The following is a 12,996-nucleotide window of genomic DNA, read 5'->3' on the forward strand; positions in this document are numbered from 1 at the left end:
CCCTGCATGAGGGCTTGCGCCGCATCGTCTTTTAACTGTGACGCGGGTGCGGGAGGCGCTGGCGGAGAGCACCCGGCACCCCGGCTACTTCCCTTTTAGTATGCGGTAAGGCAACGGTACCGGGGGCGTTCAGGAGCCAGCTGGGTTATGGTGAAGTCATGAGGATTATTTCTGCTGTTTTCGCTCTTGTTGGCGCGCTGCCGACCCTACCGGCGGTGGCATCTTCGCTGGATGGCGCAACCCGCCTGTACGCGCTACTTTTGTTTGTACTGATCTGCGCGGCGGTGGCGTTGTTTGCGTCGTTGAGCCCGTCGCGCCGTCGCGCGCGTGAGATTAGGCGGCAGGTATTGCAACAGCAGCAGCAGAACCAGGCGATGAATCAGCAGGTATCCAATCAGCAGATGCCGCCTCAGCAGATGCCGCCTCAGCAGGTACAGGGCGCGGTGAGCTACCCGATGCACTACCAGCCGAAGCCGGCACAGCCCAGCAGTAGCGATCAGCAGTCGGTGCAGGATCCTGTTCAGAACCAGGTACCGAACCCCGCGCAGGCCCCGGTATCTGCAACGCCCCAGGCGCAGTCCCCGCTCCCCCAGCAGATTCAGGCGCCCTCGCCTCAGCCTCCTCAGCCGGTGGCGGCACCGTCCCCACTGGAGCCAATGCAGGCGGGCAGCGCCGACTCATCTTCGGGGCAGAACCATTCAGCAGAAAGCCAGGAGCAACAGAGCATGCCCCAGAACACCCCGGCGCAGCCTGAAAAGCGCCCGCAACAGGAGGCCGCCCAGCAGACTCCCAAGAGTAACCCGGCACCCTCCGACCCATTCTCTTTGAGCACCAACTTCAAGCTCATTCCCCCTCTAGAGAACGCACAGCGCAGCCGCTACCCCATGGTGCTTTCTGCCAGTAAATCTGAGGATGAGGTCTTTGCGTTGCCGTCGATTAGCGGTGTGCCGCAGCATCTGTTGGTCGGCACGCAGGAGAATCATGTTCCGCTGAATCAGCGTCAGCGCTGGGAGCAGGTCAGGATCCTGGAGAACTACCTCATGCGTGCGGTCATGAACCTGCAGACGCTGGAGCGTGCGCAGGTTTCCCCGCTACACAGCTTCAAGGAGACTGCCCAGGCTGACCGCGCGGTGCTTGCCGCCGAGCTGGAAGAGACGATTCGGAAGTCTCGACTGAAGCTGAGCGGGGCGCTGGAGTTCTACACGTCCCTGCCTCGTCTGGCGGATACCCCGGGCTCTTTCGCTTTTGCCCGTGATCACGCGCTCTCTTTGAGCGCCGCCGTCATTAGCCTGACCGAGGAGTGCTTTGAGCGTACCTTCCGTTGGCGCCTGCTGGAGGATACTCTCCCGGATTCTTTGAGCGACCGCCTGTATGCGGTGCGTTATCTGCGTGAGAGCGCGCAAAAGCTGGCGGCTTTTGTGGAGCTGAGCGATTTTGATCGCGCCATGCAGCTTGCCGAGACCTGGAAGAAGACTGTTCGTAAGGATTCGAATCTCGATGAGGCCAAGGTCTGGAATGAGATGGCGGAAGTTGCCTTTGACGTTCTGCCCGAGTTGCGAGAGCGGGCGTTGAAGGGTGTGCAGTCTACGTTGGAGTTTAGCGAGCTTTTCTACCGTCCTGGCGAGGATGGTACGCACCGCATGCTCCGCCCGGAACTGCTGAGCGAGTTTGAGCTCAAGGGCGTGCAGTCCACACTGGAAGAGCGCCTGGAGAAGGTACGTCTTGAGCTTCAGGATGCGGAGTTCTGCGCCGCTGTTTTGACCCTGCAGGCTCGCTCTGTCGTTGAGCTTCTCCAGGAGCTTCTGCAGGTTGAGCAGGACGGCGTTCTGGCGGAGGTTGTGACCGATTTGCGGGCGCTTGCTCATGACTCGCCCGACCTTGCCGAGCAGCCTATCCAGACGTTGATGTTCAGCCGCGAACAGTACGCCCCCGATGGGGAGGATCTTCCGACCATTGGCGAGCGCATCCGTTCCCTCTCGAGTGTGCCCGAGGTTCTGGCGTTCGTTCACTACGAGGGACCGGTGCTTCTGGTGGGCGTCTCGGATCCGTATAAGGCGTTTTCCGGGGAGGGTGCCGAGGGTCTGCTTTCGGAGGAGAAAAGGTTATCTTCCATGCCGTTGTCAGTGCTGCGCACCCATTCGCGGCTTCTACGGCAGGTGCTTCGTCTGCAGAATCTACGGTTGAAGCTGGCGTGGGTGAGTAGCTGTAGCGGTTACATGCCTTTGAGCCTGGTTGATCGGCATTTCGTCGGTCCCTCTGCCGCGGATGAGGATTTGAAGGAGCTGAGCGAAAATATTGAGGCGCTCGCTGAGCTTCTGGAGGCTCACGCTAGCTCCCGGGAGTATAGGGGTCGTGACGTGCCGGTCCCCCGCATCCTGTGGTCGCAGATGCGGGAGCAGGCAGATCGCAGTTCTAGGTTGCTGAATACTGTGCAGTTCTTAGGCTGGATGTTCGCCTCGTCTTCGCGGGTGCAGGTGGTGAACGGCGTAGCACAGAGTATCCACGATGTTGATGCCGCGGAGGTGGTGGAGCATCTGATGAGCAATCTGCAGATTGCGCGTCGACGCTAACTAGCTGAATAGCCGGTGGGCCGGGGTCTGGTGTGAGGCTAGACCCCGGCTTTCCTATATACCGGCTTTCCTGTATAAAGCCTGGGAAGTCGGTAAACGGTCGGCAAACAGCGGCGCAATATTCTCGTATCTGTGCCGTTGTGCCCGTGTGCCACCGCTACACTAATAATGTGACCAGCACTAAGGTGTGCGTTGAACAAGCACGCCGTGAAGTGCAGGTCCATTCATACTTCACGACAACGGAGGAAAGACCATGACCGAGCACGCCTTTGCGCGTCAGATTCGTCCCGCACGCCCTCGCCTGCGCACTATCTTGGGTGCCACAGTGCTGGCGGCAGGTCTTTCTTGTGCCCCGGTGGTTTTGCCGGCTGGTTCTGCATTTTTGAGCACGTCGGCGCAGGCTGCTGACCCGATGCAGATTACGGGCACCACCGTGTACGATTCCACGAAGTCTTTGGGTGATACCGCTACCCTAAAGTCTAAGATTTCGGCGCTGTCGAAGAAGCACAACGTGGATTTGCATGTGGTGACCATCGATAAGTTTGAGAACCCGTCTACTTCTTCGAGCTGGACGAAGGCGCTTGCCACGAAGAACAACTGGGGTTCTGCCGATGTGGTGCTGGTGATTGCTACTGAGACTCGCCAGGCGTATTTCTTGGCGGGTAGCACGAAGACCCTGTCGAGCGATCAGCAGACGAAGGTGTACCAGAACTACATCAAACCGAAGCTGCAGAATAGCGATTATTCGGGTGCGGCTCTTGCCGCGATTGAGGGTATCGAGGCTCAGAAGGGCGGTAGCTCTTCTGGCGTGGTGACCGGTGTGCTCGGTGTGGGTGCGGCAGCGACTGTTGGTGCCGGCGGTTACGCGATGTACCGCCGCCGCAAGAAGAAGAACGCTCAGCAGCAGCCTCAGCGTTCCTACGGTGCGCCTCGTAACTACTCCCCCATTCCCGAGGTTCCGCTGGAAGAGTTGCGTACCCGAGCAGGTAGCGCCCTGCTGCAGGCTGATACCACGATGAGCCACGCGAAGCAGGAGCTGGAGTTTGCGCGCGCCCAGTACACGGACCAGCAGGTCGCTGAGTTCGCGCAGGAGATTGCGCGTGCTGAGGATCTGATGCGTAAGTCCTTCCAGCGTCAGCAGCTTCTGACCGACAGCATTCCCGATACCGAAGCTGAACAGCGTGCGTGGCTGACTGAGATTATCGATAATTCTCAGGAAGTCACCCGCATTGCTCAGGAGCAGGACGCTAAGCTGGCTCAGCTGCGTAACCTGGAGCAGGAGGCACCACAGGCTATTGAGGCTCTGGCTCAGCGCCTGCCGCAGTTGCGTGCCTCGGTGGAGGAGATTGCCGCCCAGTACCGCGCTTTGAAGGAACGTTACCTGCCCAGCGCTTTGGAGCCCATTTCGAAGACTCCTACCCTGCTGGACTCGAACATGGTGTTGTGCGCTGCTGAGGTTGAGAAGGCTCAGGCTACCGTTGCTACTGCCCGTTCGGAGGCGGTTGCTCACCTGCGCACCGCAGAGGAAGCTGCTTCGCAGATTCAGGCTCTGGGTGCTGCGGTCAATACCCGCGCGCAGGAGCTGGAGCAGGCTCAGCTGGGTCTGAGCACCGACCTGCTGAGCATTCAGCGTGACGTGGCGGAGGCGAAGAGCCTCGCGGCGTCTCAGCGTCGCGATGATTTGGGTGCGGTCGCCGCCGGTATGGAGGCGGTGCTCAACCAGGTCAACCAGAGCGCTTCGGCTCGCCCGAATGACCCGCTGACTCTGGCGAACCAGCTGCGTCAGCTCTCCGCTGAGCTGGATAAGGCGATGACCAATATGCGTGCTACCCGCGAGCGTTCTCGCGCGGCTTCGCAGAATCTGGATCGTACGATGCGTTCTGCGTACGCTGCGGTGAACGGTGCGCGTAGCTACATCAATAACCGCCGCGCTGCGGTGGGCCCGATGACTCTGACCGCTGTTTCTGAGGCGGAGCGTCACCTGGGTCAGGCTCAGCGCTTGGCTTCTTCGGATCCGCTGAACGCTATGAAGGAAGCCAATATGGCGATCCAGAAGGCGACCGATGCACAGAACCGCGCTCAGAGCGAGGTCGGCAACTACTACAACAACCAGAACGACCGAGGCGGTAGCGGCTTCGGTGGCGACCTGGCGAAGGGCCTGCTGCTGGGCGCTCTGATGACCGCCATTAACTCCGGCACCAGTAGCTGGGGTAGCAGTAGCGGCCACAGCAGTGGCGGTAGTAGCGGCGGTAGCTGGGGCGGCGGCTTCAGCGGAGGCGGCGATTGGGGTAGCGGCGGCGGTGACGGCGGCAGCTTCTAACCGCCTCCACGCTACAAATCCTGCCGGTTGGTTTTTCACAGGTTTTTCTGCAGGCTGACCGGCGGGGTACGTAGCTCGCCTCACCGCTTTCTTCCCCAGTTGGAAAGCACCCGAGGCAATTTACCAAAAGTTTAGGTTGCAGAAATCAGGCGTGCATCATTTTCACAGCATGCACCCAGAAATCTGCCACATAATTAGTTATACGGGCACGGCTCACGAGGAGCGTAGTGCTCCCCCGCAGCCCGTGGAACAGAAAGTAGGAGATTATGGCTAAGCAGACCATCTTCGGCCGTATTGCACAGCTCACTAAGGCAAACATCAACGCTCTGATTGATGCAGCCGAGGACCCGGAGAAGATGCTGGACCAGATGGTCCGTGACTACACCAACAACATCCGCGAGGCGGAGGCTGCAGTAGCACAGACCATCGGCAACCTGCGACTGCTCGAAAAGGACCACGCTGAGGACGTCAAGACCGCTCAGGAGTGGGGCACCAAGGCTCTGGCTGCATCTAACAAGGCTGATGAGTTCCGCGCAGCTGGCGACGTTGCCAACGCTGACAAGTTCGACAACCTCGCTAAGATCGCTCTGAACAAGCAGCTGCTGGCTGAGAAGGCTGCACAGGCTGTTGAGCCTCAGCTGGCTTCTCAGACTCAGGTTGTCAACCAGCTCAAGGACGGCCTGGAGAAGATGCGCTCCAAGCTTGAAGAGGTCAAGTACAAGCGCGATGAGCTGACCGCACGTCAGAAGACCGCAGCAGCTCAGACCCAGGTGAACGACGCTCTGAAGGCGTTCGACGTTCTGGACCCGACCAGCGAGATGAGCCGCTTCGAAGAGAAGGTTCGCCGCGAAGAGGCACGCGTCATCGGTCAGCAGGAGCTGGCAGCTTCCTCCCTGGACGCTCAGTTCAACACCCTGGACCAGATGGAGCGCGACACCGAGCTGGACGCTCGCCTGGCAGCTCTGAAGGCAAAGAACGCTCCGGCAGCTCCGGAGCCCCTGGCCGTGGAATACCCCACCCAGACCCTCTAAGCCTAGGACCTTCTAAGCCTGGTCTAGCGTTGAGCTAAACCTATAAAGATCCGCCCCGTTCCTGAACCTCAGGAACGGGGCGGTTCTTTTTGCGTTAAGGGGTGCGAGCCTAGTTCGCGTAAATGTACAGGTAGCCTGCCATTGCGTCGCGGGTGATGGCTGCCGAGGAGGTCGAGCCGGTACCGATGCCGTTGGAGGCAGCCCATGCCAGGGCCTGGGACGCGTAGCCGCCCTGAGCCTGTGCCGGGGAGCCGGCCGCACGGTACATGAACTCAGCCATGGTGGACTCGGTGACGGCCTCCAGGGGGCGGAAGTCGCTACCGCTGATGCCCTGCTGGCTCAGCCAGTAAATCTCCTTGTACGCGGGGTGGTTGGTCGGAACGTCGCTGAACGGCGAAACAGCCGGTGCGTTCACTGCGGGGCGACCAGCCACGCGGTACAGGTAGGTTGCCAGCTGCGCACGGTTGACCGATGCGTTCGGGCGGAAGGTGCCGTCCGCGAAGCCGAGCATGATGCGGTGGTCAGAGTTCCAGCTGATCTCGTTGTAGTTCGGGTTCGAGTCGGACAGGTCGCTGTAGCCCAGTGCGGGGGTCTTGCCGGCGAAGTCCAGGGAGGACGCCAGGATGTGCGGCAGGTCGTAGTCGTGGTGGCTGAAGCCGTCAATCAGCTTCACGCGGGCGTCAGAGAAGCCTGCGCCAAGGTATGCGTTGTAGCCGGACTCGACGGCGCCTCGTGCGCTCCAGGTGACGGGGTAGGTGTTACCGGAGGTGTCCTTCGCGCCAACCCACCAGTACATCGGGGATGCCTTGGTGGTTGCGTCAGCGTCCACGGAGCCGTCGGAATCGCCACCGGCGACCATGATGGAGCCGCCGCCGTTACGCCAGGAGGTGTTGTGGTCGGTCAGCTCGTAGGTGATGAACTCAGCGCCACCGGAGTAGCCCATGGTCCACACCTGGGAAGCGTCCAGGTTGTTCTCGCTGACGAAGGACTTCGCGAAGGAACGGAAGTACTCGCCGTTAGCGTCCAGGTCTTCCCACCAGGTGATGCCGGCACCGGATGCGTTGGTATCCGGGGAAATGACCGGCACGAAGACCATGTTGCGGGCGTTAGCAATCTTACCCATTGCCGCGAGCATGCCCTCGTCGGGGGTGTAGACCTTGGACTCGTCACGCTGCCAGTAGTCACCGTCGAAGTAGAAGACCACGCCGACGGGCTTGGAGTAGTCCAGGTTGTTCGCGTACACGTGGTACTGGGAGGTGGTGCCCGCCGGGGAGGTGTAGCTCTGGTAGGTTGCGGAGCTCATGGTGCGGGCGCGAGGAGCGTTGTTCTGCTTCTGCTCAGACTTCTGTTCGGTCTTCTGTTCTGCCTTCTGCTCGACCTTGGGAGCGGCGGTTGCCTTACCCTTGGTCAGCGAGTTGCTCAGAATCTCGGAGAAGTTGTAGTCGAAGTGGCCCGAGCCGTTCAGAACGGTCGCGGAAGCGTTGGTGTAGCCAGCATTGCGGTAGGCGTTGTAGCCACCCTCAACGGCGCCTCGTGCGCTCCAGGTCTGCGGGTAGGTCTCACCGGTGCCGTCGTTCGAGTTTGCGTACCAGAACATGGGCTGGGACTTCAGCGCAGCCGAGGGGGTACCCTCGTCCAGGCCGCCGCCGGCAACCATGATGGAGCCGCCGCCGTTGCGCCAGGTCTGGGGCTTGGTGTTCAGCTCGTAGGTGATGAACTCAGCGCCACCGGAGTAGCCCATGGTCCACACGTTGGAGGAATCCACGCCGTTAGCCGCGATGAAGGAAGACGCGAAGGAGCGGAAGAACTCGCCGTTGCGCTCCATATCCTCCCACCAGGTCACGCCAGCATCGTAACGGTTGGCGTCCGGGGAGATGACGGGCACGAACAGCATGTTCTGTGCCGCTGCGGATGCAGCCATCTGAGCCAGCTCACCGGAGGGGTCGTAGACCTTGGACTGGTCGTTGCGCCAGTAGTCGCCGTCGAAGTAGAAGACAACACCAACGGGCTTGGAGAAGTCCACGCCCTCAGCGTAGACGTGGTACTGCGAGGTGGTACCAGCCGGGGAGGTGTACGACAGGAAAGTCTGGTTGGTGCGGGTTGCCGCCACACCGGATGCTGCCCGGGTAGCCTGTGCGGTCTGCGCGGGCTGAGCGGCGGGGGTTGCAGTGTTCTGGGTAGCTGCAGGGGTCTGGGCAACCTGTGCCAGGGTGGGCTGAGCGGAAGGCTGAGCCGCCTGGGTAGCCTGCGCGGACTGGAAAGTAGCCGAGGGGCTTGCCTGAGCAGTGTAGGTCTTCTGGATGGGCTGAACCGCGGTCGTTGCGGGAGCCTGCTGAGTCTGCTTTGCCTGTTCTGCCTGCTGGCGAATCTGCACAGCAACCTGCGAGAGGGTGGGCTGCACGGTGGAGGTGAACAGGGACTTCGGAGCCTGGGTAGCTGCGCCGGGGATGTCCTGAACGACGGGTGCGAATGCGGAAGCGGGTGCTACCAGGGTGCTACCGAGCACGGAGGGTACGGCGATGGCTGCGAGAGAGCCAGCCTTAACGGTGCGGGGGCGAAGTGCCATGGGTTGTCCTCGTTGTTGGTGTTTCGTGGGGCGCGGACGCCCGAGAGTGGTTGAGTGATAGGTGGTCTATAGGTGAGAAGCCTATAGGCGGTCGGCTTGCGAATGTGATGCCGCATGGAGCAAGTCCAGTAACCGTCCCGTGTGTGTTGCGGGGACGTCCTCGTGTGATGGAGGGGTGCAGTATTCATTTCGGAGAGCTACGCGGCGGACCGCGGTGACCACGTACTCAAAGCTACCAGGTCAAAAAGCCTTTTCCAGCGGTTTTTTGGGGCTATTTTTGGGTATCGAACAAGATTCAATCTTAACAAGAGCTTTTTCTAAGCTTTTAGTTTAACTTGAATCACCCTCAAGTAGAGGTTGAATGGGCTATTTTTCCTTGATTTTCCGGGGTTTTTGAGCGTTTTTTGAAAGAGTTTCAAAAAACTCTACAATTAACTTGAATGTTTCGTATGTGATTACAATCACTTTCGGGGTGAATTGTTGCACTCGAAGCCCAATTTTTGCCAAAAACCGCGGAATTCCGGGGTAAAACGGGTGATTTCCAAGCCCGGAATATAGACACCTTTCGCATATTCCACTTTGAGAATGCACTTTGAGGCAAAAATATCCCCCTCGCCACTCCCCCACTCAGGCACCCTTTTGGACCCCTCGTTGGGTCCTTGAGACCCGCCCCAGAGCCTCCTTCAGAACCCCTTTCAAATCCCCGTCAGACCCCATTTCAGAGCCCCCAAAAGCAGCAACCTCAAAGCCATCCCCCCATAACCACTCGGAAGTGGCTCCACCACCCCCATGAGCACACCCGTTTGAAGCCCCGATAGACGGACTGAGGAATACCTCGAAAGACGCATCGGGAGACGTTCCGAAACCAGTCCAGGGTACTTTCACGACGGTTCTATGAAATTCCGTGAGGAGGTTTCAAGAGGGGTTTCGAGAGGCCGAAAGATCCACCTCAAGCACCCCGGAAGGGGCAGCAGGCTGCCCCCCCCCCCCATCAGTCTCCCCGAAGCACCGCCCCGACAAGGTTCAGAAGACCCCCTCCGCAGATTACAGAAGGCAGGAGATACGGAGAGGCAGGAGATATAAAGAAAGCCGCCCAGCAGGCGGCAGAAAGGTAGCACAAGAAGAAGAAAAGTAGGCGGCAAATGAAGACAGGTCGCCGACAGGAAAGGTGCAGGAAGGTGGCGAAAGAAGGCAGACCGGCGGTCGGAAGGTGACGGGAGGACAGCAGAAGGAGACAGGTCGGCGGGAGTACGGGTTTTAGGGAATAAAAAAACTCCCGATAGCTAAGCTATCGGGAGTTATCCGTTGCGGGGACAGGATTTGAACCTGCGACCTCACCGATCTTGTTTGCTGTCGTTCCCACGACTTGGATTTTAAAAGGCGCCACCTTTGGCTCCTATATATTTTCTACCGGGTTTCTGTTGGCTGCGATAAGTTCGGGGTTTTTACTAACGTCGGTGAAACGTGCATAGCTATACTTCGCTTGGAAAAGCGTATGTGAGGATAGCTGCACTTCCAACGGATAGGTTTCCAAGTGACGGCAAAGCGAAGTCAGCGTTTGCTAAACTGTTCTATCGAATCCCAGTTTGAGATCGGTCCTTGCAAGTTCCACACCTTCGTTTTATTCCGCTATCACGAAGGCTATTTCCGGCTCTTCCGAGTTGAGTGTGGGTGACCAGGTATTGGTCGGGGGTTGTGGGTAGAGGTCGAGGTCCTTGATGATGAGCGGACTTCTACCACCGCGATCTTCAAAGGACCTCCTGTTGACTTCTTACCGTGACGGATCATGGGGCAGCCACACACAGAGCACGATGCAGTATTCACAGGAACGAGGCAAACACGACCAACTGAAAGAGTGACTTTCCCGCACCAGAAAGCCGAAAAGTCACCCAACCAGCAACACGTAGTGTCCTATAACCCAGAAAGAAAGCTCTCCCTGGAAGCCACTGAGGCTTCCAGGGAGAGCAGTCAGAGAGTGCGAAAGACGAATACACCGCTATCAAGCGTGAGGCGGCCGATGGGGGAGTCGTAGGTGGCGAGCGCCGGATCAGAATTGCTCGGGGTGATCGCGGTAGGCATACGCCCACACTGTCACGGCGACAGTCACAGCGCGAGTCCACGCGTCACGGACAGCGTCCAGTTCTGCGCCCTCGAAGCCCTCCGCCAGGAGACGGTGCCCGACCTCCACAGTCGGCGCGATGAAGGCGAGCACGTAGCGCAGAGGCACGAATGGCGTCGAGTCCGCCCCATCCGCCGCGTTCTTCGCCGCGGTCATGTGTCGAGCTCCGATCAGGTACTGGTAGTCCAACCACGCCTGATCCCGCTCGCGCGTGCACATGTCGATGATCCACTGGGCGAATCGGGGCTTTGACGCCTGCGCGTACTCGGGGTTCGGCTGTCCATCCGGATGCGCGGAATGTGCTGCCAGGTAGGTCTTTTGAGCCAAAATCCCGCGCCACGTGTCGACCATTTCCATGGCATGCGGCGCCAGGATGGGTTCTGCTCGCGCGAGCAGCTCTGCGTCACCGGGCTGGACGTGCGCGGCGGCCTCAATCTGGCGTAGATCCTCGAGTGTGAGCGGAGACGTGGGGACGGCATCGGTGCCGTAGGTGTACCCCGACGAGTGGTCGTAAGCGGTCATGCGAACCTCCTTGAACTTGAACTTATGCGTCAATTGTAGAACGTGCTCTTGCTCAGGCCAAGTCCTGTGGAGTGGTGTAATCGTTTTGTGTCCTTCGGGTTGGGTTATGCGCTGAGTTGGAGTGGGGTGTCCTCCTGCCCGGTGGGTTGTGGTGTGAGTCGTGATTTGGTGAGGATGTCGAGGCTGAGGTAGCGTCGGCCTTCGGCCCATTCGTCGTTTTGTTCGGCGAGGACGGCTCCGACTAGGCGGATGATTGCTTGTCGGTTGGGGAAGATTCCCACGGTGTCGGTGCGGCGGCGGATTTCGCGGTTGAGGCGTTCATTGGGGTTGTTGGACCAGATCTGGGTCCACACCCCGGTGGGGAAGGACGCGAACGCGAGGACGTCTGCCCTGGCTTGATCGAGGTGATCACACACGGCGGGGAGCTTGTCGTGGACGTAGTCCAAGAGCCGGTCGTATTGAGCGTTGACCGATGCCGCGTCGGGCTGGTCATACACCGAGTGCAGCATCGCTTTGACAGCGGGCCATAGTGCTTTGGGGGTGACGGACATGAGATTAGCGGCGTAGTGGGTACGGCATCGTTGCCAGGTGGCTCCGGGTAGGTTGGCGGCGATGGCCTCAACCAGGCCCAGATGGGCATCACTGGTGACCAGGCGCACGCCGGTCAGGCCTCGGGCGACCAGGTCGGCGAAGAACTCCTTCCAGGCTGGAGCGGTCTCGCTGGTGGACACGCGCACCCCCAGCACTTCGCGGTGTCCGTCATTGTTGACTCCGGTGGCAACCAGAACCGCGCACGAGACGACGCGTCCTCCTTCGCGTACTTTCATGGTCAGTGCGTCAGCGGCGACGAAGGTGAAAGGCCCGGCATCGTGGAGGGGCCGGTTGCGGAACTGGTCCACGTGTTCGTCGAGGTCTGTTGCCATCCGTGAGACCTGGGACTTGGACAGTCCTGTGATCCCCAGGGTTTTGACGAGCTTGTCCATACGGCGCGTGGATACTCCTGCCAGGTAGCAGTCAGCGACCACTGTGATCAACGCGGTTTCACAGCGTTTGCGCCGTTGCAGTAACCATTCTGGGAAGTAGGTGCCTGAGCGCAGCTTGGGGATCGCCACGTCGATGGTGCCGACCCTGGTGTCCAGGGGCCGGTAGCGATACCCGTTGCGCCTGGTGTGACGCTGCGGATCTTGTTGACCCCACTGGGCCCCGCACACCGCATCAGCGTCCGCTGATAGCAACGCGTTAATGACGTGCTGGAGCAAGGAACGCATCAAATCTGGGGATGCCTGGGACAACGCCTCGCCAAGCATGCCAGCAGGGTCGATAATATGAGGAGCGGTCATCGTTGTGCCTCCAAATCATTTCGAGTCAGAAGTAGAAGAGCTTTCTCGAAGGATCACACGGTGACCGCACCCATCACAAGCAACGGGCCGATCACCACACAGTTACACCACTATGCGGGACGCTACTCTTTCAACCCGCTTAGTTACCGCCTGTTTGAGGCTAAGCGGTATATCGAAAACGTTGGTATATCAGTCAAAACATAGTGTGTTGCCGCCTCTACCGCCTAATTTCTAAAAAGTGTACACGCGAGTGTTCATCTTCCTACATATGCGTGTGTATATATAAAAGTTTTCGGTTTTAGGCGGTGAAGGCGGTAAAGGGTTGGGATTCGGTTGAGATACGAGGGAAAATGCTATACCGCTTTTGCATTTTCAGGCGGTAAACAGCCGGTATCAACGCCGATTAGGCGGTGAAAATCCTCCTCTGCAACCTCCCTCCCACGAGATCATGCACGAGCGAAGATAGTCATACGCCCCGAAGGGGCGTTGGATGATAGTCCTCGATGTTGGGTGATAGTCCCCCCTCCC

General features: G+C 59.4%; 6 protein-coding genes. 3 read left to right on the forward strand and 3 right to left on the reverse strand.

Going from position 1 to position 12,996, the window contains the following annotated elements; genetic code table 11:
• Positions 1–158: 158 nt before the first annotated feature.
• From RWZ58_RS00455 to RWZ58_RS00465, 3 genes are all read left to right on the forward strand, one after another.
• Entirely contained in the window at positions 159–2,570 is a 2,412-nt protein-coding gene (locus RWZ58_RS00455) for a non-ribosomal peptide synthetase subunit (RefSeq protein WP_314656695.1), read from the forward strand.
• 253 nt (positions 2,571–2,823) lie between these two features.
• Positions 2,824–4,890 carry a TPM domain-containing protein gene (locus RWZ58_RS00460; RefSeq protein ID WP_314656696.1) on the forward strand — a complete coding sequence of 689 codons (2,067 nt, stop codon included), beginning with the start codon at positions 2,824–2,826 and terminating at the stop codon, positions 4,888–4,890.
• Positions 4,891–5,156: 266 nt separating this feature from the next.
• Entirely contained in the window at positions 5,157–5,921 is a 765-nt protein-coding gene (locus RWZ58_RS00465; protein WP_296548072.1) for a PspA/IM30 family protein, read from the forward strand.
• A gap of 109 nt (positions 5,922–6,030) precedes the next feature.
• Here the strand turns inward: RWZ58_RS00465 and RWZ58_RS00470 are convergent, their stop codons facing one another.
• The 3 genes from RWZ58_RS00470 to RWZ58_RS00480 form a co-directional block, all read right to left on the reverse strand.
• A complete protein-coding gene (locus RWZ58_RS00470) occupies positions 6,031–8,487 on the reverse strand; it encodes an S-layer homology domain-containing protein (protein ID WP_314656699.1) in 2,457 nt (818 codons plus the stop codon).
• Positions 8,488–10,534: 2,047 nt separating this feature from the next.
• Positions 10,535–11,128 (reverse strand): protoglobin domain-containing protein, encoded by a 594-nt coding sequence (locus RWZ58_RS00475; RefSeq protein WP_005505324.1) that lies wholly within the window; start codon positions 11,126–11,128, stop codon positions 10,535–10,537.
• A gap of 104 nt (positions 11,129–11,232) precedes the next feature.
• The gene (locus RWZ58_RS00480) at positions 11,233–12,468 is read right to left on the reverse strand and encodes an IS256 family transposase (RefSeq protein ID WP_005505322.1); all 1,236 of its coding nucleotides are present in this window, start codon (positions 12,466–12,468) and stop codon (positions 11,233–11,235) included.
• Positions 12,469–12,996: the final 528 nt, after the last annotated feature.

It is taken from the genome of uncultured Rothia sp., assembly GCF_963544205.1.
Lineage (GTDB): Bacteria > Actinomycetota > Actinomycetes > Actinomycetales > Micrococcaceae > Rothia.

Bases quoted from the DNA above. Each gene is read 5' to 3' on its own strand.
- RWZ58_RS00455 (WP_314656695.1), top strand. From the start codon at position 159: ATGAGGATTATTTCTGCTGTTTTCGCTCTTGTTGGCGCGCTGCCGACC.
- RWZ58_RS00460 (WP_314656696.1), top strand. From the start codon at position 2,824: ATGACCGAGCACGCCTTTGCGCGTCAGATTCGTCCCGCACGCCCTCGC.
- RWZ58_RS00465 (WP_296548072.1), top strand. From the start codon at position 5,157: ATGGCTAAGCAGACCATCTTCGGCCGTATTGCACAGCTCACTAAGGCA.
- RWZ58_RS00470 (WP_314656699.1), bottom strand. From the start codon at position 8,487: ATGGCACTTCGCCCCCGCACCGTTAAGGCTGGCTCTCTCGCAGCCATC.
- RWZ58_RS00475 (WP_005505324.1), bottom strand. From the start codon at position 11,128: ATGACCGCTTACGACCACTCGTCGGGGTACACCTACGGCACCGATGCC.
- RWZ58_RS00480 (WP_005505322.1), bottom strand. From the start codon at position 12,468: ATGACCGCTCCTCATATTATCGACCCTGCTGGCATGCTTGGCGAGGCG.